This is a genomic window from Aureimonas sp. AU40 (assembly GCF_001463785.1).
Taxonomy (GTDB): Bacteria; Pseudomonadota; Alphaproteobacteria; order Rhizobiales; family Rhizobiaceae; genus Aureimonas.
On sequence record NZ_BBWL01000052.1, the window covers coordinates 1 to 26,533 of the forward strand.

Sequence of the window (26,533 nt, forward strand, 5' to 3'; positions counted from 1 at the left end):
GCGTCTCGGCGGCCAGCGCCGCCGCCAGCACCTTTTCCGCCGCCTCGGGCGTGCGCAGGCCGGCACGTCCGAGCCCGAGTTCCACCAGGAGGCCGAGCGGCGGCAGGTCGTCCCGCCCGGCCCAGGCCTCGGCGAGATGCCGGACGAGTTCCGCCGAGTCTACGAAAACATGGAGTTCCGCGTCGGGATGGCCGGCCAGAAGCGCGGCGAGGCGACGGCCGGCGGCCGCGCCGCCGATCTCGTTGGCGAGGATCAGCCGCTTGAGGCCGGCCTTCAGCATCACCGAGGCCTGCCGGATATCGGCGACCGTCGTGCCCCAGGCGCCGGCCTCCATGAGCCGGCGGGCCAGCTCGGGCGACATGGGCGTCTTGGCATGCGGGGCGATGGCGGCCCCCGCCTCGCGCACGGCGCGCATCATCAGCGCGGCATTGCCGTCGAAGGCTGTGCGATCCAGCGACAGGAGCGGCAGCGCCATGGCGCCGTCCTCCGGGCGCCAGCCCCTGCCCCCGATCGCGGACAGCGGCAGCGGCGCGTGGCCGGGCGGGAAGCCCCGGATGCGATCGTCGATCAGCGGATCGGTGTCGAAGGGCAGCAACTGGCTCATACGGGGTCTCTAGCGATATCTCTGGCGGGAAAGGCCGAGCGATCGAGGCCCAGCCGGTAGGTATGGTTGGCGGTGTCGAAGAAGAGCGCGGCCTGCTCGCTCGGCGAGAGGTCGGCGGCGATAGCGCGGAAGACGCCGTAGATCGCGTCGAAAGAGGCATGGAGGCCGGTGACGGGGAAGTCGCTGGCGAACATGGCGCGGTCCGGCCCGAAACAGTCGATCCCATGCGCGATGACCCGGCGCAGGCTCTCCTCCGTCCAGTGCGGATCGTAGGCGACGGGATCGGAGAGCTTGAGGCGAAGGTTCGGCGCTTGGGCGAGCGCGCGCAGACCCTCCGCCCAAAGACGCATTCCCTCCGGGCTCCGGTCGGCGGGGCTGCCGCAATGGTTCAGGACGAAGAGCGTATCGGGAAAGTCTGCGACGAGGCGCTGCGCTTCCGCCATCTGCGGGGGATAGAGCATGAGGTCGAAGACGAGGCCGAGCTTCGTCGCCGCTCGCAGGCCGTTTCGCCAGGCGGGATCGCTCATAAGGCCGGGGCAGGGCGCGAAGCGCTTGGCGGGATCGGGGTCCCAGCTCACGATGTCGCGAATGCCGACGACGCGCGGGCGCGCGGCCTCCGCTTCCAGAAAGGCTTCGGCTCGGGGGTGGGCAAGTGGAACACGGGCGACGAGGCGGCGGGCGATCCGATCGTCCGCTTGGCTCTCCAGCCAGCGCGTTTCACTCAAGGGATCGTCCTCGCGCCAGCCGGCTTCCACATGCACGGTGGCGACGATGGTTTGCCGCGCGGCGTCTCGGGCGTAATGTTCGCGGCGATAGGTCCGGCGGATCGGCTCGATCGAGCCGAAGACCATGTCCCCGCCCTCGGGGCGCTTGCGGAGCCAGGGATGGCAGTCGAGCGCGAGATCCCAGAGATGGTGATGCGGGTCGATCACCGGCCCGGCATAGGCGCTCATCGGCGCGCCTCGCGGCCGGAGATCAGAAGCAAGGCGAGGATCAGCGAGCCGAACATGATGGCGCGCCAGCCGGGCGAGGCGTTGACCACGGTGATCAGCGCCGAGGTCGTGACGAGCAGGATCGCGCCGGGAATGGTGCCGGCATAGGTGCCGCGCCCGCCGAGGATCGAGGTGCCGCCGAGCACGACCGCCGCGATGGAGGTGAGCAGATAGGGCTCGCCGATGCCGGCATAGCCCTGCCGGTTCATGCCGAGCACCAAAATTCCGGCGAGCCCTGAGCAGAAGCCGGATGCCGCGTAAAGCCGCAGGCTCGCGCGCTCGACGCCAAGGCCCGAGAGGCGCGAGGCCAGCGGATTGGCGCCGATCGCCATCAGCCGCGCGCCGAACGGCGCGCGATGGATGACGAGAAGCACTGCCAGCGACACGAGCGCCCAGAGGATGACGCCCGCCGGCAGGCCGAAGGGCCGCGCCGACCCCAGCCAGATAACCGCTGGATTGCCCACCGACACGGCGCTGCCGCCCGCCACGATGATGAGCAGCCCCTGCAGAAAGGTCGCCATGGCCAGCGTCATGATGATGGGCGGCACGCGCAGATAGGCCGCGCCCGCGCCGTTGAGACAGCCGATCCCAGTGGCCAGCGCCAGCGTCAGAGCGAGGCCGAGAAAGCCGGTCGGATCGGCCGCCGGCGAAAGGAGCGGCAGGAGGATGGCCGAGACGGTGATGACGGCGCCGACCGACAGGTCGATGCCGCCGGCGATCACCACCAGCGTCTGCCCGGCGGCGGCGATGCCGATCACGGCGCTGAGTTCGAGGAGGTAGCGCAGATGGCCCCAGCTGCCGAAGCCCCGCAGGGTCAGGCCGGCCACGAGCCAGACCAGGGCGACGAGAGCGAAAGTGAGCAGCCAGGGGCGCCCGGCGAGACGGGCGAGCGGGGCGGGCCTCATGCGCGATACCGGGCGAGGAGTTCGGGAACGGCCACGGCGCCGACGATGATGAGCCCCTGCGCCACATATTGCGCGACGGGCGGGAAACCAAGAAAGAACATGACGTTGATCATCACCGTGAGGAGCAGGCTGCCGGCAAGCGCCCCGCGCATCGTGCCGTGCCCGCCGAGAAAGCCGACGCCGCCGAGCACCGCGCCGGCAATGGAGTTCAGCGTCATGGGCGTGCCGATCACCGGATCGCCCGAGCCGGTCTGCGCAGCGACGAAGAGACCGGCGAGCGCGGTGAGGAGCCCCGACAGGGCGAAGGCCATGATGCGCACGCGCTCCACCGGCACGCCTGAGCGGAAGGCGCCGAGCGGATTGTCACCGGCGGCGTAGAGGCCGAGGCCGAGCGGCGTCGCCAGAAACAGCTTCCAGCCGGCGACGACGAGAAGCAGGACGGCGAAGGCGGTCGGCTGATGGCCGGCCAGCGCGTCGGAGAACCAGGCCGGAATGAAGCCGCCGGGGCGCGGCAGGACGAGGAGCGCGCCCCCGCCGACGATGAAGGAGCCGGCGAGCGTGACGATGATCGCCGGCAGGCGGAACAGGGCGACGATGGCGCCGAACAGGGCGCCGATGCCGAGCCCCGCCAGAACGACGAGGAGGATCGCGCCGGGCACGCCGAGCGGCCCCGCCATGCTGGTGGCGGCGATCACTGCGCCGAGGCTGACCATGGGGCCGATGGCGAGCGAGATGCCACCGTTTAGCATCAGGAGCGCCTGCGCCATGGTGACGAGCGCCAGCGGCAGCCAGTTCTGCGTGAACTTGGAAAAGCCGGACAGGCCGAGCACGCCGGGGAAGAGCCAGACATAAACGAGGAGAAGCGCGGCGACGAGGAGATAGAGCCCGCCGAGGCCTCGGTTTCGGCCGCGCTGGACCGCGCCGTAAAGGGAGCGAGGCGAGCGGCTCATGCGGCGGCCTCCTTCCGGCCAAGGCCCAGCGCGGCGCCGACGATGGCCTCCTCGGTGATGTCGGCGCCCTTCAGGTGGCCGGCCACCCGCCCCTCGCGAAACACGGTGACCCGGTCGCAGAGATGGACGAGTTCGGGCGTGTCGGAGGACAGGAGAAGCACCAGGGTTCCGCCGGCGGCGAGGTCCCGCAGCATGCGGTAGATCTCGCGCTTGGTGTCGAGATCGACGCCGCGCGTAGGGTCGTTGAGCAGGAGGATCGAAGGGCGACGCGGCAGCCATTTGGCGAGCGCCACCTTCTGCTGGTTGCCGCCCGACAGGGCCTGGACCGGCCGCGACGGATCGCCCTTGATGGCGAGGCGCTGCGAGAGATCGGCGACGAGCCCGGCCTCGGCCGCCCGGTCGCGAAAGCCGGAGCGGGCGAGGCGCGCAAGGGATGGCAGCGTCAGGTTCACCGCGATGGAATGGGGAAGCACGAGGCTTTCGCGCTTGCGGTCGGCCGGGACATAGGCAAGGCCCAGCCGATTGGCCGCTTCCACGCTGCCGGGCAGCGCCGCGCCGCCGGCAAGTTGCACGGATTTGGCGCGGGCGGGAATGGCGCCGTAGAGCCCTTGCAGAAGATCCTCCTGGCCCTGCCCCACCAGGCCGCCGATGCCGACCACCTCGCCGCGCCGCGCTTCGAAGTCGACGTCCCGCACGGCACCGGCGCAGAAGCCCTCCAGCCGGATCAGCGTCTCGCCGGGTGAGGGCGTCCAGGCCGGGAAGAGATGATCGGCGTCGCGCCCGACCATGAGCTTCACCAGCGCATCCGGCTCGACGCCTTCGAGCGAGCGGTCGGCCGTCACCACGCCGTCCTTGAGGATGGTGACATGGGAGCAGAGCGCCAGAACCTCGTTCAACCGGTGCGAGATGTAGAGAAGCGCCAGCCCCTCCCCCGCCAGCTGCCGTACGAGACCGGCGAGGATACCGGCCTCATGGGCCGAAAGCGAGGAGGTCGGCTCGTCCAGGATGAGAACGCGAGGCCGGCGGAACAGGGCCTTGGCGATCTCCACCATCTGCCGTCGCCCCAGCGACAGCGCGCCGACCGGGGTTTCCGGCGGCTCCTCGATGCCGACGAGCCGGCAGACCCGCTGAACGCCCTCGCCTAGGGCTCTATAGTCCACCAGCCCGAACCGGCGGGGATAGGCGCCAAGGCCGATATTCTCGGCGATCGAGAGATCGGCCGCGAGGCTGAGTTCCTGGCTCACCACGGCGATGCCCGCCCCGCGCGCGGCGGCGGGCGAAAAGCCTGTGACCGGGTGCCCGTCGATGCGGATGTCTCCCGCATCCGGCGCCAGCGCGCCGGAGAGGAGATTGATGAGCGTGGATTTGCCGGCGCCGTTCTCGCCCAGAAGCGCATGAACCCGGCCGGGGCGAAGCGCGATATCGACCCCTTTCAGAACCGGATTGCCGAAGAAGCCGCGGTGAACGCCGCGAGCCTCCAAGATCGCGGCTCCGCCGTCCCCTTCCCTTGCCTGATCCGGCATGGCCACCCCTCCCGAGCCGCCGGCCTTACTGCGCCAAGAGCTTGTCGAAGAGCGCCTTGTCGTAGCTGGAATAGATGTAACCGTCGGCGGGGAACTCGCTCGCGCGGGCGAGATAGGTGTCGATCGTGGAATCGTCGATCACCGGCAGCGGCACCTTGACGAAGGCGGGAACCGGCTTGCCGTCCAGCGCCTGAACCGCCGTGTAGACGGCGAGCGCGCCCAGCCAGTTGGGCTGCATCGTGGCCCAGCCCTTGATGCCCTTTTCCTTCCAGAGCTCCAGGAACTGGCGGGCGTTCTCGCCCGTGGTCGGCACGGGATCGCGGCCCTGCCGGTCGAAGGCGAGCAGAGCGCCGGCCGAAAGCGCGCCGCCGAGCGACAGGACGCCGTCGATCTCGGGATTGGCGAAGAGAAGGCTGGTCATCGCCTCCTGCGCCGGGGCGACGTTGTATTCCGTGTTGGTCTCGGTGATGATCTCGAGCCCCTTGTTGGCGTCAAGCACGGGCTGCGCGCCCTTGCGCCGGTCGTCGCTGACCGAGACGCCGGCCGGACCGTTCATGACGATGATCCGGCCCTTACCGCCAAGCTGGTCCACCATCCACTGTGCGGCCTTGGAGCCCCACTCGTTGGAATCGGTGTTGATCTTCGCGGTCACCTTGTCGGTATCGACCAGACTGTCGAAGTTCACCACCGCGATGCCCTTGTCGCAGGCGTCCGAGATGACGCGGTCGAGCGCGGTGGAGGAACCGGCGATCACGATGATCGCGTCCACATTGGCGTCGATCATCGACTGGATCTGCTGGATCTGCGTCTGCGCATTGCCCTGCGCGTCGGTCACCATCAAGTCCTTGACGCGACCGTCCTTCTTCAATTCCTCGACCTCGGCGGTGATCGTGCCTTCGGTCTGCTTCATCCAGGTCGGCACCGAATAGATATTGGCCCAGCCCACCGTATAGGGCGCCTTGCGGTCGCCCTTAATGCAGTTGGCGGCGGCCTCGGCCCCGCTTGCGCCCAAAAGCGCTGCGGAGAAGGCCAGACAGGCGGCGCTCGCTGTCAGGAAGGCGATGCGGCGTGAGGTCGGGGACTGCACTGTCATGAACGTCTCCACAGGCTTGTGATGAAGTTTCGGACGAGAGGCTGCTTGACAACGTTATCATCGTGCTGCCAGCTATGACAACGTTGTCACGATGAAAAATGTGGCCCGCCTAATATCTGGCCATTTGGCTGGAAGGGTCGCCCTTTTGTCGATCGCACTGTGCCGGTCGCTCCTCCGAGAGCGCCCCGCCTCCTGCCCCACGCTCGACCCGATGGCCGATGAACCGACTGAACTTCTCCCAGCTCTGGCGCTATGACGACGTGCTCCTGCACGGCGTCCTCGTCACGCTCCTCCTCACCCTGATCGCGACCGTCGCGGGCCTTGCGATCGGCGCGCTGTGCGCCAGCGCCGCCCAGAGCCGTTTCGCGTCCCTGCGCCTCGCCGTGCGGGCCTATGTCGAGATCATCCGCAACACGCCGACGCTGATCCAGATCTTCCTGATCTTCTTCGTGCTGCCCTTTGCCGGCCTGCGGCTACCGCCGGTCTATGCGGCGGCGACCGCGCTCTCGATCTATTTCGGCGCCCATGCCACCGAGATCCTGCGATCCGGGCTGGCCTCCATTCCGCGCAGCCAACTCGAAGCCGGCCAGTGCCTGGGAATGACGCGCTGGGAGGTGTTTCGCCACGTCATCCTGCCGCCGGCTCTGCGCAACGTCTTCCCGTCGCTGACCAGCCAGATCGTGCTCCTGTTCCTGGGCACCTCGCTCGCATCGCAGGTCTCGGCCGAGGAGCTGTTCCATGCCGCCGGCTTCGTGGAAAGCCGCACCTATCGCTCCTTCGAGGTCTATGCCGTCGTCTGCGCGATCTATCTGGCGCTCGTTCTTCTCATGAAGGGCGCCTTCTTCGCGGTGGAGCGCCTCGCCTTCCGCTGGCCGACCGGGCGCTGAGGAGACAGGTCATGCGCGGCTTCACCCCACAAGACGTCCTCACCATTCTCGCGGCCCTGCGCTGGACGCTGGTTCTCGTCGCGCTCAGCCTCGCCCTCGGCGCGCCCTTCGCGCTCCTGCTGGCGTTGGCGCGCACCGCGCGGGCCGGTGCCTCACGCTGGATCGCCACGGGCTTTCTCCAGATCGTCCAGGGCGTGCCGGTTCTCGGCCTCATCATGTTCTTCTATTTCGGTCTGCCGGTTCTGACCGGCGTGCAGGTCTCGGCGCTGGCCTCGGTCACCGTCGCCTTCGCGCTCTACACGGCGGCGTTTCTGGGCGAGATCTGGCGCGGCGCCATCCAGGCCATTCCCGCCGCGCAGTGGGAGGCCGGCGCCTGCCTCGGCCTCACGGGCTGGGAGCAGTTCCGCCACGTGATCGGGCCGCAGGCCTTCCGCCTCGCCCTGCCGGCGACGGTCGGTTTCCTCGTCCAGCTCGTAAAGAACACCTCGCTCGCCTCGATCGTCGGCTTCGTGGAACTGGCGCGCGCCGGGCAGATCGCCTCGGCGGCGACCTTCCAGCCGCTTGCCGCCTATGCCTGCGTCGCCGCCGTCTATTTCGCCATCTGTTTCCCGCTGACCCTCTGGTCGCGTTCCCTGGAGGATCGCCTCAATGGCGCTCGTTGACATCAGAGACGTCCGCAAGACCTTCGGCAAGCTCGAGGTTCTGAAGGGCGTCACCCTGCCGATCGAGAAGGGCGAGATCGTCACGATCATCGGCCGCTCCGGCTCGGGCAAGTCCACCCTGCTTCGCTGCATCAACGGACTGGAGGCGATCGACGGCGGCGAAATCCGCATCGAGGACGAGATCGTCCACGCCAAGACCACGGATCTGCGGAAGCTGCGCCAGCGCGTCGGCATCGTGTTCCAGCAGTTCAACCTCTTCCCTCATCTCAGCGTCGAGAAGAACATCACGCTGGCCCCTGGCCTTCGCGGCCGCGTGGCGAAGGGCGGGGCCGCGCGCGAGCTGGCGCGGCGCGTGCTCGCCCAGGTCGGGCTGGAAGCCAAGATCGACAGCTATCCCGCCGAGCTTTCGGGCGGCCAGCAGCAGCGCGTGGCGATCGCCCGGTGCCTGGCCATGGAGCCGCACCTCATGCTGTTCGACGAGGTCACCTCGGCGCTCGACCCCGAACTCGTCGGCGAGGTTCTCAAAGTCATGGAGGACCTCGCCCGCCAGGGCATGACCATGATCCTCGTCACCCATGAGATGAACTTCGCCCGCAACGTCGCTTCCCAGATCGTCTTCATGCACGAAGGCCGCGTCTGGGAGCACGGGCCGCCGGCCGAGATCTTCGCCGGGCCGAAGACGCCGGAGCTCAGAAGCTTCATCGGCGCCTCGCAGCACTGATTTCCCCTTCCCTTCCCCCACATCAGGACCCCAGCCCATGCGCGCCTTCCGCACCCTTCTCGCCGCCACCGCCTTCGCCCTCGCCATCCTGCCGGCGGGTGCGGCCTTCGCCGACAAGTTGCAGGACGTCCTGTCCGCCGGCACGTTGCGCATCGGCGTTCTCGCCGATTCCGCGCCTTGGGGCTTCAAGGACGGCTCGGGCGAGCTGACGGGCTTCGATGTCGAACTCGCCAAGCTGATGGCCGCCGACATGGGCGTGACGCTCGAGATCGTGGAAGTGACGGGCCCAAGCCGCATCCCCAGCCTCCTGTCCGACAAGATCGACGTGCTGGTGGCCGCCGCCGGCGCGACGCCCGAGCGCGCCCAGCAGGTCATGTTCTCGCAGCCCTATGTCGCGGTGCAGCTCGGCGTGTACGGCAAGGCGGACACGCCGAGCTTCGAGAAGCCAGACGACCTCGCCGGTCATTCGATCGCGGTCGCCAAGGGCTCGACGCTCGACGTCTGGCTGACCGACAATGCCAAGGGCGCCCAGATCGTGCGCTTCGAGGATGCGCCGAGCGCCATCGCCGCCTTCCGCGCCGGCCAGGTCGAGATGTTCGCCGAGAACAGCGCCATCGCGCTCAACGTTTCGGGTGCGGACGCCAGCGTCGCGCTGAAATTCGCCATTCGCCAGTCGCCGGCCCATGCGGCCGTGGCGCAGGGAGAGCAGAACCTTCTGAACTGGCTGAACACCGACCTCTTCACCAACCGAATGAACGGCAAGCTGCAGGCGCTGCAGATGAAGTGGTTCAAGGAAGCCGCTCCGCTTCCGACCCTGTGACCCCGGCCTTCGTGCCTTGACGGCGGCGACCGCCGCCGTCCGATTCCCCCTGACGGCCGGGCGGGCGCACGCGCTCCCCGGCGGAGGCTTTCATGCACACCGGTCTCTTTCATTCGATCGACTTCGAGCGGAACGGCAAGGTCCTGTCCTATCTCGGCATTCCCTTCTCGGTCGATCGCTCGCCCTATCATCAGGTCAAGGTCCCGATCTGCCGCATTCGCAACGGCGCCGGGCCGCGCGTCCTGCTCATCGCCGGCAATCACGGCGACGAGTACGAGGGCGAGATCTGCCTGACCCGCCTCATCCGGCGCATCGAGCCGGAAATGATCCGAGGCGAGCTGACGATCCTACCCTTCGCCAACCATCCCGCCGTCATGGCGGCGCGCCGCCGCTCGCCGCTGGACGAGGGCAATCTCAACCGCGCCTTTCCTGGCGACCCCTTTGGCACGCCGACTTTCCGCATGGCGCATTTCCTGGAGCATACGCTGTTCCCGCGCCATGATGTGGTGGTGGACCTTCATTCCGGCGGCACCTCGATGGAGCATCTGCCCTGCGCGCTGATCGAGCGGCAAGGGCCGCCGGAGCGCTTCGCCCGCGCGCTGGAACTCATGAAGGCCATGGGCCTCGCCTATGGTTTCATCGCCGAGAACGGCGCCGGTGCGCCGACCTCCATGGCGGCGGCGGCGCGCGCGGGGGCGATCGGCCTGTCCGGCGAGTTCGGCGGCGGCGGCACGGCGACCCGCGCCAGCGTCAGGGGCACCGAGCTCGCGCTCGACAATCTTCTCGTCAAGCTCGGCCTCGTCGAGACGCCGCCCTTCGGCACCGATCCCGGCAGTTTCGAGGAGATGACGATCCTCGCCCTGGAAAGCCACGAGCAGGCGATCTTCGCGACGCGGCGCGGCTGGTTCGAGCCGGCGGTGGCGCTGGGAGACCGCGTCGAGGCGGGCGATCTCGCCGGCTGGTATCACGATTTCGAACGGCTCGACCTGCCCGAGGCGGAACTTCGCTTCGAGCGCGGCGGCATCGTCCTGTCGCGCCGTCTTCATACCGATTGCCGATCCGGCGATTGTCTGGTCCAAGTGGCGCGGATCGTCGGCCCGGCCGAATAGCGAAAGGATGCGCGACCCGGCATGACGGAGGCGAGAAACGAACCGGCATCGCAGGGCGCGCCCACGCCGCTCCCCACATTCGACGAGGTGGTTCGCGTCCAACCCACGGGGCGCACCGCGCCAGCGCGGAGCCATGACGCCGCGCTCCTCGCCCGTCCGCCGAGGATCGAGGACGTGGCGCGAGAGGCCGGCGTCTCGCCCATCACCGTATCTCGCGCGCTGCGCTCGCCCGGCCTCGTCTCGCCCGCGACGCTGGAGCGGGTGCGTGCCGTGGTGGAGACCACCGGCTACGTCTCCAATCCGCATGCCTCGGCGCTGCGATCGGGGCGGTCCACCGTCGTCGCCGCCTTCGTCTCGAACCTCGTCAGCCAGCAGTACAACGAGGCCGCCGACGCCTGCTCCGAGATTTTGGAGGCGGCGGGCTACCAGCTGATGATCGGCCAGACCTCCTATTCCTATGCGCGCGAGACGGCGGCGGTTCAGTCGCTGCGCGCGCTCAAGCCCGCCGCCGTGTTCTTTACCGGCGTCGTGGAACTGGAGGACAATCGCCGGGCCTTGCGGGAGCTCGGCGTTCCCATCGTCGAGAGCTGGGCCTATCCGCGCGATCCCATCGACATGCTGGTCGGCATTTCCAACACCGATGGCGGGCGCATGGCGGCCGAGCATCTCGTCGCGCGCGGGCGAAGGCGCCTCGCCTTCGTCGGCCGCAGCGGCGGCCGGGGGCGGCTGCGGCTGCATGGTTTCGAAACGCGCGCGCGCGAACTCGGCGCCGAGATCGCCCTCGTTCGCGAGGTCGAGCATGTCCGTTCCATGTCGGAAGGCCATGTCGTCCTGCGCGAGTTGATCGCCTCGGCCCAAAGGATCGACGCCGTCTTCTTCGCCAACGATCTCCTTGCCATCGGCGCCGTTCTGGAAAGCCGGCGGCAGGGTCTCGCCCTTCCCGACGATCTCGCCATTCTGGGAATGGGCGACAGCGAGTTCGCCGCCGAGATGTCCCCCTCCCTCTCCACCATCGCCATAGACGGCCGCGCGATCGGGGCGCGCGCAGGCGCGCTCTTGTCCACGCGCCTCCTGGCGAGTGGCGACACGCCCGGTCGCGAATGCCTGCCGCTGCGCCTGATCCAGCGCGAGACGACCTGACGTCCGAGCAAGGCGTAATTGCTTGGGAAACTTCGTGCGGCTTGCCCTCCGAGCCCTATCGAGGACCCAGCCTAGTAAGCGTTCGGGCAGTGGAACGTCAGCGCGATCGTCCTGGATAGGATCATCAGGTCGTAGAGGACCGACGCGTGCCGGATATAGTGGAGATCCAGCGCGACGCGGCGCTGCATGTCGGAAGGGCGGACGGTCTCGCCCCGCGCGCCGGAAATCTGCGCCAGTCCGGTCAGGCCGGGGGTGCAGGCATAGCGCCTCGCGTAGCCCGCGACATGGCCGAGATAGTAGAGATCGTGGCTCCGCGCATGCGGGCGCGGGCCGACCAGCGACATCTCACCCCGGATGACGTTGATGAGTTGAGGAAGTTCGTCGAAGCTGAGCTGCCGCAGCCAGCGCCCGACCGCCGTCACCCGCCGGTCTCCCCGGCAGGCCTGCGGGAGAAAGCCGCCGGGCCTCTCCTGCGCGACGATCATCGTTCGAAATTTCAGGACCTGGAAGGGCTGATGATGACGCCCGCCGCGCTCCTGCGTGTAGATGACGGGTCCCCGGCTCGTGAGCTTGATGAGAAGCGCGATGTGCAGCATCAGGGGCAGGACGATCGCGAGGATCACGACAGCCAGGATCAGGTCGAGAACGCGCTTGCGTCTCGAATGGAGATAGGGACTGACCTCCTCCCGCCGGACGGACCGTCCGCTCGGGACCCGGAGGAGAGAGTCTGGACCGGGCACCGACGGTCCGAACCGGCTCCAGCCGAGGGCCGGCTCTGCGGTCAGCCGTTCGGGCTTCGACCGTGAACCCAGGTTGCGGGTGGGAAGTCCGGTCAGCATCGCAGGCGCTCCTGATCCGGGTTCGAACGAACCGTCGGAGCATTGGTAAAATATTGGTTAACGCGGTCAATTTCCCTCTTCGGCGGTCATGCCTCCCCGCCTGCCCGGCCGAAAGGGCGTAGGGCGGCCGGACCTATTCCCAAAGCGGCGGACAGGCCGACCAAAGCGCGTGCGCATTCGGCGGCGCCCATCGCGCCCGCCGGTCGGATCTTCGCCTTCCGTCGGACCTCTGAGGCGGCAGGTCGCGAGAGGGTCCCGTCTCCTGCCGGAGCGCTTGGGAGCAAGGCGGCGACCCCTTCGCCCAAAGCGGTACGCTTCCGCTCCGTAAGGCGACTTTACGGATATCCCCGTCCCATGATCGACTTCGACCGAGCACAGAGGGGACTCGTGAGATCATGACAACGCTGGCGCCGGTCCTTGAGGATGGAGTGACGATCCACCATCCGCATCTCGTCAATCTCTACGGCTGCCATGTCGGCGCCGGCTCTCGGATCGGAACCTTCGTAGAGATCCAGCGGAACGCCTTCGTCGGGCGCAACTGCAAGATCTCCAGCCACAGCTTCATCTGCGAGGGCGTGACGATCGAGGACGGCGTCTTCATCGGCCATGGCGTCATGTTCACCAACGATCTCTATCCCAGCGCGGTGACCGAGGACGGCACGGTGCAGGGCGACAGCGACTGGCAGGTCCATCCCATCCGCGTGCGGCAGCGCGCCTCGATCGGCAGCAACGCCACCATCCTGGCCGGAGTCACGATCGGCGAAGGCGCGCTCATTGGCGCCGGGGCCGTCGTGACGTGCGACGTGCCCGACTTCGCCATCGTGGCAGGCGTCCCGGCGCGGATCATCGGAAGCACGCGCCACAAACCGGCGCCGGCCGAGGCCAGCCAGGCTGCGGCCTTGGCCGAGTAGACCCATGTCGCTCGGGAGGAACAGGCTTGGCCGGATCGTCAGCGCGGTTCACGCCCGCCGAGCCGTCGAAGCCGATCCCGCCTACGAGAGCGACTTGTGCGAAGCCCTGGCCGCCACCTATGGCTCGGCCGGGCTGATCGAACTCTACGCCCGCTTCGCTTCGGGCGAGGGCTTCGTCGACGCCCTGATGCGCCGCTTGATCTGGCGCGCTCTGTCGCGTCGCTGCGCGGACGGGCTGCAGGTCTCGAGCGGTGCCGGTTTCAAGCATCCCGAGACCTTCGAGTTCGGCAAGGGCGTCTTCATCGGCGCGGATGTCTACATACAAGGGCGGTTCGACGGCCGCTGCGTGATCGGCGACCATGTCTGGATCGGGCCGCAGGCCTATTTCGACGCGCGCGATCTCGAACTCGGCGAATTCGTGGGCTGGGGTCCGGGCGCCAAGGTCCTGGGATCGGCTCATACGGGGCTGCCCGTCACCGTCCCGGTCGTGCAGACCGACCTTCGGATCGGGCCGGTTCGGGTCGAACCTTGGGCCGATATCGGCACGAACGCGGTTCTGCTTCCCGGCGTCACGGTCGGCAAGGGGGCGATCGTGGGTGCGGGAGCCGTGGTGGCGGGCGACGTCGCCCCCTTCTCGATCGTGGCCGGCGTGCCGGCCCGCTTCATCCGCTGGCGAACCGACGAGACGGGCGATCATCCGGCAACCGCGCAGGAAGCCGAGAGGATCGCTCCGCCTCGTCTCTAGCGAAGGTCAAGCCGATATCGTGGCCCTTGGGGTGGCTTCGGGATGCCGGGCCATCAGATGATCGGCGAGCCGCAGGGCGAGGGCCATGATCGTCAGGGTCGGATTGGCGCTGCCGGCGGTCGGGAAGGTCGATGCGCTGGCGATGCTGAGATTGGGGATGGCATGGCAGGCGAGGTCCGGGGCGACGACGGACTCGCGCGGGTCCGTTCCCATTCGCGTCGTGCCCGAAGGATGCGCGCAGGCTTCCGCCAGCGGCGCGATCGGGCGGGAGGCGTCGCATGCGGCGGGCGTCCAGGACAGGGGGCAGGTTCGGTCGAACCCGGCACGGGCCCAATAGGCCTCGATCCGGGCGATGGCGAAGCGGAAGGTTCGCTCGTCGGCCTCTCTCGGCCGCCAGTCGAGGAGAACCTTCGGCATGGCGAGGCTGTCCCGGCTCTCCGACAGGCGAATCTGGTTGCTCCAGTCCGGCAATTGCTCGATCCAGACCTGAAGATCGAACCCGACATGGCGTGGCACGAGAAGCTGCCGCCGCACCCAGCGCCAATAGGCGGACCGGGCGAGAAAGGGGACGTGCCGGCCGAGGGAGGCCCAGTCGCGCGGCTCCATGTCGCGCTTCTGCACGTCCTGTACGATCTTCTTGACGATGCCGAGCGGGCTTTGGCTGAGCGCCATCGTGACATAGGCGAAGGCGCTGGCCGCGCCGTCCTCCCGCTGCGCCGCGGCCGTGGTTTCCAGATGCAGGTCCCGCCGCGAAGATTCCAGAAAACGATAGGCGAAGAGCCGGTTGGTGCCGAGCCAGTCGCCGCGCGAGATCTCGGCCACCTTCACCTTGAGATGGTCCTGGAAATAGCGCCCCAGCACCTGGCAATCGGCGAAGGCGCGGTGTTCGGACAAGGCGTCCAGCCAAAGCAGGAGGCGCGTGGTCTCGATCGTGCCCGCCGCGAAGACGAAACGGTCGGCCCGCACCGTCAGCGTGCGCCCCGCGCGGCTGCGCGCATCGACGGAGAGAAGACGCCCAGCTACGCGGTCGAGCTGGAACCCGCAGACCGTGGCGTCGAGCCAGATGCGAAGGGACGAAAGGTCCCCGATATCGCGCGCCAGAAGCGTCGCCACGTTGGAGCGCCGGAACGAGGGGCATTTGGCGAAACGGCTCGTCAGGTTCCCGTCGTCGCGGGGGAAGCGGCCGTCCCGGTCCACCGTGTCGAGAAGGTCGGCCTCGTAGGAACTCGGGCCGATGCCGAAGAGCTTTTCGATCTCGGGCAGATAGGCGTCGAGCTCGCTCCGATCCACCGGCCAGCCGGGAAGGGACAGATAGTCCCGCGCCGACACCTCGTGCCGGCTGATCGGGAGCATCCGCCCACCCCATTTGACGGAGGAGCCGCCAAGCGCGCGATAGCGCCCCGTCAGGGCGCGGGTATAGGCGCCGGAGGGATTGTCGATTTCGTTGAGCGCCTGCGCCGTCGGCTCCAGCGTCGCGCCGCCGCTTTCCAGAACGACGACCCGTCGTCCCCTGCTGGCAAGGCGGCGGGCGAGCAGGAGACCCGCGATCCCGGCGCCGATCACGCAGATCTCGGCGGTGTCCTCGGCGTCTTGGGGATGGTCGGAAAGCGGGATGAGAGGCACGAGCGTAACCCTCGATAGCAGACACCGGACTGTCAGGAGTGAAGCGGAGCGGTCTCCTCGTCGCTCGGCAGAGGTGATCCGGGCGAGGATGCCGGCACGGCGCGCGTCCTCGGAACCCGGTCCTCCCGCACCAGGGCGAGGGTCAGCGCCTCGACGATCTCGGCCTGCGTCGACCGGGTCATCTGCGCATAGAGGGGCAGGAGGATGCACTTGTCCTGCGCCGCCTCGGAGTGGGCGAGATCGCCTTTCGACACGTCGGCATGCGCCTCCTCCCGGTGGCAGCACATGATGCCGCGCCGGGTCGCGATGCCCCGGTCGAGCAGGGATTGCATGACGCGGCGCTGCGAGACGCGCGGCGGCAGGCGCACGCAATAGCTCTGCCAGTTGCTGCGCGCCCAGTCCGGCTCGCAGGGCTTAAGCGTGCCGGTGACGCCCTCGAGAAGCGCGGCGTAATGTTCGGCGTGCCTGCGCCGGGCCGCAACGATCTCGGGCAGGCGCTTCAACTGCTGGCGACCCACGGCCGCCTGCAGATCGGTCATTCGGTAATTGTATCCCTGGACGGGATAGGTCTCGAACACGACCGTGGCCGAGCCGTGCCGCACCGTATCGGACACGCTCATTCCATGCTGGCGCCAGAGCCGGAACAATCGGTCCCATTCGGGATGGCGCGTCGTCAGCATGCCGCCGTCGCCGGTCGTGATGACCTTTCGCGGGTGGAAGGAGAAACAGGCGACGTCGCCATGCGGACGGCCGATCCTTTGCCACTCGCCATCCATGCGGATCTGCGACCCCGCCGCGCAGGCGGCGTCCTCGATCAACGGCACACCATGCGCGCGCGCCAGCGGAACGAGGCGCGAGAGATCGCAGGGCATGCCCATCTGGTGGACGCAGACGATGGCCGCCGTCTTGTCGCTCAGCGCCGTTGCCACATGGTTCGGGTCGAGGTTGAAGGTCGCGGGATCGATGTCCACGAAGACTGGCGTCCCCCCACATTGACGGATCGCGTTGGCCGTCGCCACGAATGTGTGGCTGGGAACGATCACCTCCCGCTCGGCATCGACGCCGCACGCCTGGAGGGCGAGATGCAGCGCCGTGGTGCAATTGCTGACCGCGCAGGCGAAGGGCGCGCCGACAAAGGCGGCGAACTCCGCCTCGAAAGCGGCGACCTGCGGCCCCTGCGTGAGCCAGCCGGACAGGACGGTTTCCGCCGCCGCTTCCGCTTCGGCCGTGCCGACGAGGGGTTGGCCGATCGGGATCATTGCGCCGCTCCCTTCAAGAGAACCTCTTGCTCGCGCCACCAGGCGGCGAGGCCGGCGAGACCCGCTTCGAGCGGGATACGGGCCTCGAAGCCGAGATGCTCGCGCGCCATCGCGACATCGGCGAGGCGCCGGGGCACGGGGTTTACGCCGCGCTCGGCCTCGTGCATGGGCGTGAGATCGGGCCGCCCCATGACGGCGCAGAGGCTGAGGGCGAGATCGAGAAGCGAGGTCTCGCGTCCGCTCCCGATGTTGAAGGCCCGGTCGGTCACGGGCGCGACGGCGGCCAGTATATTGGCGCGCGCGACATCCGCGACATGGACGAAATCCATGGTCTGCCGTCCATCACCGAAGATCACCGGCGGCAATCCGGCGTCGATCCGCTCCATCCAGCGGATCAGCACTTCGGTATACCGGCCATGAACGTCCATGCGCGGACCGTAGACGTTGAAATAGCGAAGGCTCACATGGTCGAGATCGTGGAGATCCTGGCAGGCGCGCAGCATCCCCTCGCCGAAGGCCTTGGCGGCGCCGTAGAGCGTGCGATTGTCCCAGCCGCCCGCCGCCTCCGGGGTCGGAAACCGATCGGCGAGGCCATAGACGGAGGCCGAGGAGGAGTAGACCACCCGCGACACCCCGCGCGCGGCGCAGGCCTCGAACAGGTCGAAGCTCGCATCCACCATCACCTCCAGCGCACGGCGCGGTTCGGCCGCGCATTGGGTGATGCGCAGCGCCGCCATATGGAAGACGATCTCTGCCTCGCCCACGAGTTCGGCCATCAGCGGCTGGTCGCGAATGTCGCCTTCCACGAAGCGCACGTGGCCCGACGGCAGCGCCCGGCCGAGATTGGCGATGGAGCCGCGCACGAGATCGTCGATGATCGTGACGCGGGCGCCCGCCTCGACCAGCAAGTCCACCACATGCGAGCCGATGAACCCGGCCCCGCCGGTGACGAGAACCCGCCGCCCCCGCAGCGCCGCGAGGGCGCCGGGCGCGGGTCTGATAGCGGTCTCATGCGGCGCGTTCATGGCTCACCTCGCAGATCGATCCGAGCCGCTCGATGATCCGGTCGATGTCGGCCAAGGGCAGTTCGGGCCAGAGCGGCAGCGAGAGCGTCTCTGCCGCCAGCCGTTCGGTCACGGGAAGGCTGCCGCGCGCGAAGCCGGCGGCGCCCCTGCCCGGCTGAAGATGAACGGGCATGGGGTAATGCACCGACGTCGCGATGCCGGCCTCGCCCATCCGCTGGCGGACGCGGTCGCGCTCTGCCACCCGCACAGCGAAGACATGCCAGGCATGGTCGCCGCCCTCGTCCGGCGCCGGGCGGCCGATCGAGGCGAAGCGAGAAAGCCGCTCACGATAATGGGCGGCCCGCGCCCGGCGCTGGCGGGTCCAATCTTCGAGAAAGGGCAGCTTGGCGCTGAGGATCGCCGCCTGCAGCGCGTCGAGGCGCTCGTTGAAGCCCGGCTCGTCATGGCAATATTTGGCGCTCTGGCCCCAGTCGCGCAGCCGGCGCACACGCGCGGCGAGAGCCGCGTCGTCGGTCGTGATCAGGCCGCCCTCGCCGCAGGCGCCAAGATTCTTGCCGGGATAGAAGCTGAAGCATCCCATTTCGCCGAAGGCCCCGGCCCGCCGTCCGCCGCGCTCGGCGCCATGCGCCTGGGCCGCGTCCTCGATCACCAAGAGCTTGTGCCGGTCGGCGATGGCGCGGATGCGATCCATCTCGGCCAGCCGCCCATGCAGGTGCACCGGCACGATGGCGCGGGTCTTGCCCGTTATCGCGTCCGCCAGCCGATCGGGGTCGAGGGTCCAGCTTGCGGGATCGATGTCGACGAAAACCGGCTTCGCCCCGCTCATGCCGATGGCCGCAACCGTCGCGACGAAGGTGGAGGAGACGGTGACGACCTCGTCGCCCGCCCCGATATCGGCCGCGCGCAGCGCCAGATGCAGCGCCGCCGTGCCGGACGAGACGCCGACCGCGTGGCGCACGCCGCAGAAGGCGGCGAAGGCCTCCTCGAATTCGGCGACGTCCGGGCCGCCGACATAGTGGCCCGAGCGCAGGACCGCGAGCGCCGCCGCTTCGACCGCCGCGCCGACGGCGCCATATTGCGGCGCGAGGTCGAGAAACGGGATCATGACGCCATCCTCAACCGGGACAGCTCGACGGGCTGCCCGCGCTGGGCGAGTGAGCAGGATGCCGCCTCCAGCATCTCGACGATCCGCAGGCCCATGGAGCCCGATGTCAGCGGCCGGGCGCCGGTCTCGATACAGTCGGTGAAATGCTCGAACTCGATCGCCAACGCCTCGCCGAGCGGCAGATGGGGTGCCCACATGTCGCCCGTCCGGTAGGACACCAGCCGGGCGCGGCGATCCTCGGTCTCGCAGGCGTTGAGCGCCGCGCCGCGATCGTAGACCTTCAGCTTCTCGTCGGGCTCCAGATCGTCGTAGACCACCATCTTGCGCGTGCCGCCGATCAGCGTGCGCCGCATCTTCACCGGCGAGAGCCAGTTGGTGTTGATATGGGCCATGGCGCCGTCGCCGTAGTAGAGCGTGACATGGGCCAACGTCTCGTGCGCGGCGCCCAGCATGTCGCCCCCGTTGGCCGAGATCGCCTGGGGCGCGGCCTCGAACAGATGGTCGAGGATCGCGAGGTCATGGACCGCGAGATCCCAGACGACGTTCACGTCCCGCTGCACGAGGCCCAGATTGATGCGTGTGGAATCGTAGTAGAGGATGCGCCCGAGCTCGCCCGCGTCGGTCATCTCCTTGATGCGCCGAACCGCTGGCGTATAGAGGAACGTGTGGTCGACCATCAGCGTCAGCGAGCGCTGCGCTGCCTCGCCGACCAGGAAGGCGCATTGGGCCGAGGAGCGGGCCATGGGCTTTTCCACCAACACGTGCTTGCCCGCCGATAGCGCCGCGAGGGCCATCTCGAAATGGCTGTTGACGGGCGTCGAGATCAGGACGGCTGATATCTCCGCGTTGTCCACGATCTCCTGCCATTCGCGCGTCCGGCGCGTGCCGGGATGCTGCCGCCGCGCCCGCTCCAGGGCGGCCTCGTCGCGATCAGCGATGGCCAGGAGCCGGGCTCGCGGATTCTGGGCGGCGACGCGGGCAAGGTTCGGCCCCCAATAGCCGTAACCGATCAGGCCGATACCGAGCATTCGACATCCCTCCGTCTCGCCGGCGCCCGAGGGCCGTTCCGCCCCGCGCCCGCCGCGCGTCCCTCCACCTGCAAAGCCCGCGCCGGAGCCGCCAGGCCAAGCCGGCGGCCCCGACACGTCCTCCCGACAGTACGCGGCGAGGCCGTGCGGCAAAGCGCTGAAAGAGGCCGATCCTCGGGGGAGGTAGGTCCCGCGCCCCGTGTCCCTCGCAGGCCGCAAAAGGGCGGAGGCGGTCGTCCGAACGGCGAGGAGCTACCTCCCGCGAGCCCTCGGCCGCGCACGGGAAGCCTCCCCCTGACCCATGGGATAATGGTCGAAGTGCAAGATTGATCCGAGGATTCCCGGCGCGGATGATCGGGCGGACAGGTCGAGAGCCCGGCATTCCGGGCGCCGGAGGAGACCATGGTCGATCAGGCCCTTCCGCCCCGCACCGACAGAACGAGCCCCACCAGGAACGGCCGCACCCTTCGTGTGGCACAAGCTCTTGGTGCGGTAGGCGCTTCGCTTCGCACTTGGCTACAGTTCCAGGCCCTTTCGAGGCCGGCCGCGTCCCGCCTCGTGGCGGATCGCACGGGCGCGGCCGTCGCTCCCGTCAGCGGAGAGGCGGGCGCGCAGGGCGACAGGCGCGGCCGGCGCCATGTTCTCATTCTCGTGGAGAACCTGCCCGTTCCCTTCGACCGGCGCGTCTGGCAGGAGGCGAACGCCCTGCATGAGGCCGGCTATGCCGTCTCGGTGATATGCCCGACGGGCAAGGGGTTCGACGCGCCGTTCGAGATCCGAAACGGCATCGAGATTCATCGCCATCCCCTTGTGGAAGCCTCTCGCGCCCGCGACTACCCCCGCGAATATCTCGGCGCGCTCGCCCATCAGCTGCGCCTCTCGATCCGCGTCCATCGCCGGCAGCCGATCGACATCATCCAGGCCTGCAACCCGCCCGATCTCCTGTTTCTGGTCGCGCTGGTTCACAAGACGCTGTTTGGAACGCGCTTCGTCTTCGACCACCACGATCTCAGCCCCGAACTCTACGCGACGAAGTTCGGGCGCAAGGACGTCCTCTATCGCATCCTTTGCTTCCTCGAGCGCCGGACCTTCCGCCTCGCCGACGCCAGCATCGCCACCAACGAGGTGTTCCGGGAGATCGCGGTGAAACGCGGCGGCATGGACCCGCGCGAGGTCTTCGTCGTGAAGAGCTATCCCGAGCTTGCCCGCTTCCAGCGGACCGACCCGGACCCCGCGCTCGCCGGGCTCGGACACCATGTCGTCGGTTATCTCGGCATCATGGGCGAGCAGGACGGCGTGGACATCCTGCTGCGGGCCATGGCCGAGATCGTGCACGGGCGGGGGCGGGGCGACTTCGCCTGCGTCGTCATCGGCGACGGGCCGCAGTTCCAGCGGCTCGGCGCGTTGTCGCGCGAGCTGGGAGTCGACGGCGTGGTCCGCTTCACCGGCTATCTCTCGGGATCAAGCCTGATGGCGCATCTTTCGGCGCTTGAGATCGGGGTCATCCCCGACCCGCCGAACGAGTTCAACCGCAAGCTCTCGATGAACAAGGTCTTCGAGTACATGATGCTCGGCCTGCCCTTCGTGCAGTTCGACCTCGACCAGGCGCGGCGAGAGGCGGGCGCGGCCGCCTTGGTGGCGCGCCGCCATTCGCCGGAAGCGCTGGCCGACGCCATCCTCGCCCTTGCCGACAACGCCGCCCTGCGCCAGCGCATGGCGAAGGTCGGGCTTGCCCGGGCCGCCCGCGACTTTCGCTGGTCCACCGAGCGCACACGCTATCTCGCCGCCTACGAGGCGGTCTTCTCGCAAGGACGGCACGTCCATGATCAGCGTTATCATCCCGCATCTTAATCAGGAGAAGGCGCTTCGCAGGTGCCTCGCCTCGCTGTGCGAGCAGGGCGGCCTTCGCGAGCCCGCCGAGATCATCGTCGTCGACAACGGCTCGCTCGCCCTGCCCGACAAGGTCTGCGCCGACTTTCCCGGCGTGGTCCTGCTCCAGCAGCCCGAGCCCGGCCCCGGCCCCGCCCGCAATCTCGGCGTGAGCACCGCCCGAGGCGACATCCTGGCCTTCATCGACGCCGACTGCGTGGCCGAGGAGACCTGGCTGTCCACGATCGAGCGCCGCTTCGAGGGATCGCCGCAAACGACGATCCTCGGCGGCAATGTCCGCATTCTCTACGACGACCCCGGGCAGATCACGCTTCTGGAAGCCTATGAGAGCGTCTTCGCCTATCGGATGAAGGAGTATATCGAGAAGCGCGGCTTCACCGGCGGGGGCAATCTCGCGATGCGCGCCGAGGTGTTTCGCGCGGTCGGCCCCTTCGGCGGCATCACGATCGCCGAAGACACGGAATGGGGGCAGCGGGCGAGCCGGCTGGGCTTCCGCATCCGCTACGCGTCCGAGATGATCGTCTACCACCCCGCGCGAAAGACCTTCACCGAGCTCAGCCGCAAGTGGGACCGGCATATCGCCCATGATTTCGCGGAAATGCGCGGCGAACAGTTCTGGTGGCCTCGCTGGGTCCTGCGCAGTGCGGCCGTGGCCCTATCGCCCGTGGCCGAGTGCCGGCGCATCCTCGTTTCCGACCGGCTGATCGGCGCGCGTGCGCGCCTGCTGGCCTTTCTGGGCGTGGTTCAGATTCGCTTCTACCGAGTCCGCGTCATGCTCGCCTTAGCCGGCGGGGCCGATGTCTCCGACCTCAGCGCCCGGTGGAACCGGCCATGATCGCGCCGCTCCACCAAAAGAAGCGCGTCCGCACGCCTGAAAGGGACGCGGGCCTCAGTGTCGTGACCGTCGCCTACAACAGCGCCGGGACGCTGCCCGGACTTCTCGACTCGCTTCCGGCCGGGCTCGAAGGGATCGCTTCCCCCGAGATCGTCGTGGTCGACAACGATTCCAGCGACGGATCGGCGGAGATCGCAGAGGCCCATGCCGTGGCCCCAAAGGTCATTCGCACCGGCGAGAACGGCGGCTACGCCGCCGGTATCAACCGCGCCTTGCGAACCATCGCGCCCGGCCGGCACGTTCTGATTCTCAATCCCGACGTGCGTCTGACGCCGGGTTCGGTGCGGCCGCTTCTCGATCGGATCGAAGCGCCCGAGATCGGCATCGCCGTCCCGCGCAATCTGATGGTGGACGGCGCGATCGACCCGACGCTTCGCCGCGAGCCTTCCCTCGCCTCGGTCTGGGCGGAAAGCCTTCTGGGCGGCCGGCTCGCCGGGCGCCTCGGCTTCGGTGAAGTCCTGATGGAAGCCAGCAGCTACGAGTATGAGCGGACCATCGATTGGGCCTCGGGTTGCGCGCTTCTGATCGCGGCGCGGGCGCGCCGGCTCGCGCCGGAATGGGATGAATCCTTCTTCCTCTATAGCGAGGAGGTCGAATATCAGCGGCGGGTGCGAGAGGGTGGATTGCAGATCGCCTATGTCGCCAGATCGCGCTTCCGGCATATCGGTGGCCCCTGCCGAAGCGACCCTCAGTTGACGGCCCTGCTCGTCTCCAATCGCATCCGCTATTTCCGCCGCCACCATGGCGCGCTCTCCACGGCGCTGTTCCGCCTCGGTCTCGCTGCCGGGGAGGCGGTGCGCGCCTTTCGGGGGGGAACCCATCGGACGGCCCTTCGCACCGCCCTGCACCCGTTGCGCCCTCCTCTTTCCTATCGCGCCGAGAACTCGGGTTGAGGACGGGCTCATGGACTCCCACGCCGCAATGGAAACGCTCTCCACCGACGCCGCTAAGATCCAAGGGCTGGACGTCCTCGAACGCGCGCCGATCCTGACCTTTCACGGGATCGGCGAGCCGCAGCGCGAACTCGACCCCGGCGAAGCGCCCTTCTGGATCGGGATCGAACGCTTCCGCGCGCTTCTCGACCGGGTCGCGGCCTTGCCGGCCGCCCATCGTCCCTCGCTCACCTTCGACGACGGCAATCTTTCCGACTGGGCGATCGCCGCGCCCGAGCTCGAACGGCGCGGGCTCCGGGCGACGTTCTTCGTCCTGACCGGACGCTTGGGCCAGCGCGGCTCGCTGGGCGAGGATCACGTCGGAGAGCTTGCGCGGATGGGGATGGGCATCGGCAGCCACGGCGTCGACCATCGGGACTGGACGACGCTCGGTGCAGCGAACCTTGCCCGCGATCTTTCAGCCTCGAAGGCCGCCCTGGAGTGGATCTGCGACCGGCCGGTCCGGGCCGCCGCGATCCCCTTCGGGCGCTACGATCGCCGGGTGCTCGAAGCCCTGCGCGAGGCCGGCTTCGAGGCCGCCTATTCCAGTGACGGCGGCACGGCCCGCCGGGCGGACTTTCCCCGGCCGCGCACGTCGGTCCGCGCCGACATGTCCGTGCGGGCGGGCGAGGCGCTTCTGACCGGCGCCCTGCCGCTGGCCCGGCGGCTTCGCCGGATGGTGTCCATGCAGATCAAGCGACGGATGTGAAAGGGGGCGGACATGACTTCGCGCATCGCCCATGTGCTGCTGACGCGGTTCAACCTGCCCTCGGTCAGCGTCGAGCGGATCATTCGCGCCCGGGATGGCTGGCTGCAGGAGCGCGTGGCCCTGTTCGAGCGCTACTGCCTGCCCTCGGTCCGCGCGCAGACGGCGACGGGGGTCCATTGGATCATCTATTTCGACCCGGAAAGCCCGGACTGGCTGAAGACGCGGATCGAGGAGCATCGCGCGCTCGGCCTTTATCAGCCGATCTTTCGCGCCTCCGTCAGCCGGGAGGAGCTTCGCGCCGACATACGCGACGTCGTGGGACCAGGCTGCGACGAGCTCGTCACCACCAATCTCGACAATGACGACGGCCTCGCCGCCGATGCCCTGGCCCGCATCCAGGCGGCGGGGCGCGCGGGCGAGAGAACGGCCATCTATCTCACGCAGGGCCTCGTCAGGCAGGACCGGCGCCTCTACCGCTTTCGCGATCCGCACAACGCCTTCTGCTCGGTGCGCGAGCCCTGGGACGCGCCCGTCACCTGCTGGTCGGACTGGCACACGATGCTGGGGCAATCCATGCCGGTGATCGAGCTCGGCGGTGCGCCGGGATGGCTGCAGGTCATTCATGGCCGCAACGTCAGCAACAGGGTTCGCGGCAGCCGCACCCGCCCCTCGTGCTACCGGCGCCGCTTTCCCGGCTTGGTCGATGACCTCGCCGAGCCGACGGCGCGCGAGCGCGCCTTCGACCTGCTTCTGGGGCTGCCGATCCGCGCATTTCGAGAGGTTGGCCGAAATACCCTCAAGCGCGCGGCGCTGGGCGTTCTCGGACGCGACGGTCTGACCCGGGCCAAGCTGATCTGGGCGTCGCGCTAGAGGCAGCTATGCACGCGCGGAGGTGCGGGACTTCGCCGTGTCCTCACGCGTTCGGCCTCGGTTCTTCAAATCCGCGCCGCCGGCGGGACCGGTCCGGCGCAGCCTCGCCCCGCGCCCTCCGACGGGGCGAGGGGTCTTGCGAGGCCTCGGCCGGCGCATCCAGAAGCCACAGGCCGCTGCCCAGCAGGAACATGAACCAGAGATAGGACACGCCCCAGAAATGGACGGTCCACCCCACCAGGAAGAAGCTGGTCATCACGATGACATAGGCCATGCGATAGGCGGCCAGCCGATCGTCCAAGCCCTTGCGCCAGCCGACCGCCAGAACCGCCGAAAGGAACGCGCCGAGCATCAGCAGCCCGGCGGGAAGCCCGTGGCGCATCGCGTTGAGCAGCCAGAACATGTCGATGCTCGACGACATCCAGCTTTCGCGAACCCATTCGCCGAACCCGATCCCGAAGAGTGGATGCTGGAGAACCGAGGCCGAGCCGTACTGCCAGATCAGGAGGCGGTGCCAGCCCGTGTGCGGGTCGAAGGTAAAGCGCGAGATGTAGAACTGGACCGGGGTCTGGTTGGAGCCGACCGCGACCACGAGATAGGACGCGGCGACCAAAGCCCAGAGGAGCCTCCAGCGCGCCGGGTTTCGTCGCAGGCTCCAGCCCCAGACCATCAGGAAGACCTGCGCCAGAAGAGCCGCCATCGGCGCGGAGGAGAGCGACAGGAATGCCGTCCCCCCCACCACGCCCGATCGCCACCAGCGCGTGAAGGCTGAGGCGCCCCGCCCCAGCACGAGATGCGTCAGCGCCAGCGCGCTGCCGGTGCAGATGCCGAACAGGATCGGGTGCTCGAAGACCGTCTGAACGCGGTAGAGCCCGGCCCGCATGTCGCCCCCCGCATCGGCGTAGGAGGGCAGGATCGCGGCGAAGAACTGGAGGAGAATGTCCCGGTCCGTCAACGCCTCGAAAAGCGCGAAGGGCATGAGAAAGGCGACGATCCGAAACAGAAGCCGCGCCAGCGCGAGGAAGTCGTCGGCATCGCGAATGTAACAGCGCGCCATAAGAAAGGCGCCCATCGTCTCCACGAAGAGGATGCCGCTGGGCTGGACGGCGAAGCCCGGCCCGTGGACCACGGCAAGGCTGAGCCCGCACCAGGCCCAGAAGGCGAGAAGGCAGAGATCGGCGGCGCGGATCGCCCCGGCCCGGCCTCGGACCCAGCGCAGGAAGCAGGGCCCGACGAGGACGACGAGGATCGCCCTCGGGATCGACATGGCCAGCGGCCCGATCAGAATCATCCAAG

General features: G+C 68.5%; 26 protein-coding genes. 13 read left to right on the plus strand and 13 right to left on the minus strand.

The window, feature by feature from the left end; all coding sequences use genetic code 11:
* The 6 genes from AUL32_RS19605 to AUL32_RS19630 all read right to left on the minus strand — a co-directional run.
* Positions 1-604, minus strand: a 604-nt coding sequence (locus AUL32_RS19605) for an alanine racemase (RefSeq protein ID WP_192847489.1), incomplete at its 3' end; no start/stop codon positions are given.
* On the minus strand, positions 601-1,557 hold the full coding sequence (locus tag AUL32_RS19610; protein WP_062118824.1) for an amidohydrolase family protein: 957 nt from the start codon (positions 1,555-1,557) through the stop codon (positions 601-603). The genes AUL32_RS19605 and AUL32_RS19610, both read right to left, overlap by 4 nt.
* Positions 1,554-2,501, minus strand: coding sequence for an ABC transporter permease (locus AUL32_RS19615; RefSeq protein WP_062118827.1), 948 nt, complete (start codon positions 2,499-2,501; stop codon positions 1,554-1,556). Before AUL32_RS19615 ends, AUL32_RS19610 begins: the two co-directional genes overlap by 4 nt.
* The gene (locus AUL32_RS19620) at positions 2,498-3,451 is read right to left on the minus strand and encodes an ABC transporter permease (protein WP_062118830.1); all 954 of its coding nucleotides are present in this window, start codon (positions 3,449-3,451) and stop codon (positions 2,498-2,500) included. The genes AUL32_RS19615 and AUL32_RS19620 overlap by 4 nt, the downstream gene beginning before the upstream one ends.
* Positions 3,448-4,974: a sugar ABC transporter ATP-binding protein gene (locus tag AUL32_RS19625; RefSeq protein ID WP_062118833.1), complete on the minus strand. Its 1,527-nt coding sequence runs from the start codon at positions 4,972-4,974 to the stop codon at positions 3,448-3,450. Before AUL32_RS19625 ends, AUL32_RS19620 begins: the two co-directional genes overlap by 4 nt.
* A 25-nt stretch (positions 4,975-4,999) precedes the next feature.
* Positions 5,000-6,067 carry an ABC transporter substrate-binding protein gene (locus AUL32_RS19630; RefSeq protein ID WP_062118836.1) on the minus strand — a complete coding sequence of 356 codons (1,068 nt, stop codon included), beginning with the start codon at positions 6,065-6,067 and terminating at the stop codon, positions 5,000-5,002.
* A 218-nt stretch (positions 6,068-6,285) separates the two neighbouring features.
* Between AUL32_RS19630 and AUL32_RS19635 the strand changes: the two genes are divergently transcribed.
* From AUL32_RS19635 to AUL32_RS19660, 6 genes are all read left to right on the plus strand, one after another.
* Entirely contained in the window at positions 6,286-6,954 is a 669-nt protein-coding gene (locus tag AUL32_RS19635; protein WP_156421544.1) for an amino acid ABC transporter permease, read from the plus strand.
* Positions 6,955-6,965: 11 nt separating this feature from the next.
* Positions 6,966-7,616 carry an amino acid ABC transporter permease gene (locus AUL32_RS19640; protein WP_061978083.1) on the plus strand — a complete coding sequence of 217 codons (651 nt, stop codon included), beginning with the start codon at positions 6,966-6,968 and terminating at the stop codon, positions 7,614-7,616.
* Entirely contained in the window at positions 7,603-8,337 is a 735-nt protein-coding gene (locus AUL32_RS19645) for an amino acid ABC transporter ATP-binding protein (RefSeq protein ID WP_062118839.1), read from the plus strand. Before AUL32_RS19640 ends, AUL32_RS19645 begins: the two co-directional genes overlap by 14 nt.
* A 37-nt stretch (positions 8,338-8,374) precedes the next feature.
* Positions 8,375-9,157 carry a transporter substrate-binding domain-containing protein gene (locus tag AUL32_RS19650; RefSeq protein ID WP_062118842.1) on the plus strand — a complete coding sequence of 261 codons (783 nt, stop codon included), beginning with the start codon at positions 8,375-8,377 and terminating at the stop codon, positions 9,155-9,157.
* A 92-nt stretch (positions 9,158-9,249) separates the two neighbouring features.
* The gene (locus AUL32_RS19655) at positions 9,250-10,266 is read left to right on the plus strand and encodes a succinylglutamate desuccinylase/aspartoacylase family protein (RefSeq protein WP_062118845.1); all 1,017 of its coding nucleotides are present in this window, start codon (positions 9,250-9,252) and stop codon (positions 10,264-10,266) included.
* A 21-nt stretch (positions 10,267-10,287) separates the two neighbouring features.
* Positions 10,288-11,406, plus strand: a complete 1,119-nt coding sequence (locus tag AUL32_RS19660) for a LacI family DNA-binding transcriptional regulator (RefSeq protein ID WP_062118848.1) — start codon at positions 10,288-10,290, stop codon at positions 11,404-11,406.
* A gap of 71 nt (positions 11,407-11,477) precedes the next feature.
* On the opposite strand, the gene AUL32_RS19665 is transcribed toward AUL32_RS19660, so the two are convergent.
* A complete protein-coding gene (locus AUL32_RS19665; protein WP_082659867.1) occupies positions 11,478-12,245 on the minus strand; it encodes a sugar transferase in 768 nt (255 codons plus the stop codon).
* A gap of 395 nt (positions 12,246-12,640) precedes the next feature.
* On the opposite strand from AUL32_RS19665, the gene AUL32_RS19670 reads away from it, so the two are divergent.
* Together AUL32_RS19670 and AUL32_RS19675 are read left to right on the plus strand one after the other, a co-directional pair.
* Entirely contained in the window at positions 12,641-13,156 is a 516-nt protein-coding gene (locus tag AUL32_RS19670) for an acyltransferase (RefSeq protein ID WP_062118851.1), read from the plus strand.
* A gap of 4 nt (positions 13,157-13,160) precedes the next feature.
* A complete protein-coding gene (locus AUL32_RS19675) occupies positions 13,161-13,901 on the plus strand; it encodes an acyltransferase (RefSeq protein ID WP_062118854.1) in 741 nt (246 codons plus the stop codon).
* Positions 13,902-13,907: 6 nt separating this feature from the next.
* Here AUL32_RS19675 and AUL32_RS19680 read toward each other — a convergent pair whose 3' ends face one another.
* From AUL32_RS19680 to AUL32_RS19700, 5 genes are read right to left on the minus strand one after another with little or no spacing between them, the layout of a single operon-like run.
* Positions 13,908-15,524: a GMC oxidoreductase gene (locus tag AUL32_RS19680; RefSeq protein ID WP_062118856.1), complete on the minus strand. Its 1,617-nt coding sequence runs from the start codon at positions 15,522-15,524 to the stop codon at positions 13,908-13,910.
* Positions 15,525-15,556: 32 nt separating this feature from the next.
* A complete protein-coding gene (locus tag AUL32_RS19685; protein ID WP_082659869.1) occupies positions 15,557-16,783 on the minus strand; it encodes a DegT/DnrJ/EryC1/StrS family aminotransferase in 1,227 nt (408 codons plus the stop codon).
* Positions 16,780-17,754: an NAD-dependent epimerase/dehydratase family protein gene (locus tag AUL32_RS19690; protein WP_202814433.1), complete on the minus strand. Its 975-nt coding sequence runs from the start codon at positions 17,752-17,754 to the stop codon at positions 16,780-16,782. The genes AUL32_RS19685 and AUL32_RS19690 overlap by 4 nt, the downstream gene beginning before the upstream one ends.
* 37 nt (positions 17,755-17,791) lie before the next feature.
* The gene (locus AUL32_RS19695; protein WP_062118862.1) at positions 17,792-18,913 is read right to left on the minus strand and encodes a DegT/DnrJ/EryC1/StrS family aminotransferase; all 1,122 of its coding nucleotides are present in this window, start codon (positions 18,911-18,913) and stop codon (positions 17,792-17,794) included.
* The gene (locus AUL32_RS19700) at positions 18,910-19,941 is read right to left on the minus strand and encodes a Gfo/Idh/MocA family protein (protein ID WP_062118865.1); all 1,032 of its coding nucleotides are present in this window, start codon (positions 19,939-19,941) and stop codon (positions 18,910-18,912) included. Before AUL32_RS19700 ends, AUL32_RS19695 begins: the two co-directional genes overlap by 4 nt.
* A gap of 558 nt (positions 19,942-20,499) precedes the next feature.
* Here AUL32_RS19700 and AUL32_RS24680 point away from each other — a divergent pair.
* Genes AUL32_RS24680 through AUL32_RS19725 form a run of 5 tightly spaced genes read left to right on the plus strand, consistent with a single transcriptional unit; the run spans position 20,500 to position 25,237 of the window.
* Positions 20,500-21,792: a glycosyltransferase family 4 protein gene (locus tag AUL32_RS24680; protein WP_244497992.1), complete on the plus strand. Its 1,293-nt coding sequence runs from the start codon at positions 20,500-20,502 to the stop codon at positions 21,790-21,792.
* Complete coding sequence (locus tag AUL32_RS19710) at positions 21,764-22,666, plus strand: glycosyltransferase (RefSeq protein WP_062118867.1); 903 nt, start codon at positions 21,764-21,766, stop codon at positions 22,664-22,666. The genes AUL32_RS24680 and AUL32_RS19710 overlap by 29 nt, the downstream gene beginning before the upstream one ends.
* Positions 22,663-23,619, plus strand: a complete 957-nt coding sequence (locus AUL32_RS19715; protein WP_062118870.1) for a glycosyltransferase — start codon at positions 22,663-22,665, stop codon at positions 23,617-23,619. The genes AUL32_RS19710 and AUL32_RS19715 overlap by 4 nt, the downstream gene beginning before the upstream one ends.
* Positions 23,620-23,629: 10 nt before the next feature.
* Positions 23,630-24,367: a polysaccharide deacetylase family protein gene (locus AUL32_RS19720; RefSeq protein WP_244497993.1), complete on the plus strand. Its 738-nt coding sequence runs from the start codon at positions 23,630-23,632 to the stop codon at positions 24,365-24,367.
* Positions 24,368-24,379: 12 nt separating this feature from the next.
* Positions 24,380-25,237 (plus strand): glycosyltransferase, encoded by an 858-nt coding sequence (locus tag AUL32_RS19725; protein WP_062118873.1) that lies wholly within the window; start codon positions 24,380-24,382, stop codon positions 25,235-25,237.
* A gap of 43 nt (positions 25,238-25,280) precedes the next feature.
* On the opposite strand, the gene AUL32_RS19730 is transcribed toward AUL32_RS19725, so the two are convergent.
* Positions 25,281-26,528 carry an O-antigen ligase family protein gene (locus tag AUL32_RS19730; protein WP_192847490.1) on the minus strand — a complete coding sequence of 416 codons (1,248 nt, stop codon included), beginning with the start codon at positions 26,526-26,528 and terminating at the stop codon, positions 25,281-25,283.
* Between the last annotated feature and the right edge of the window lie 5 nt (positions 26,529-26,533).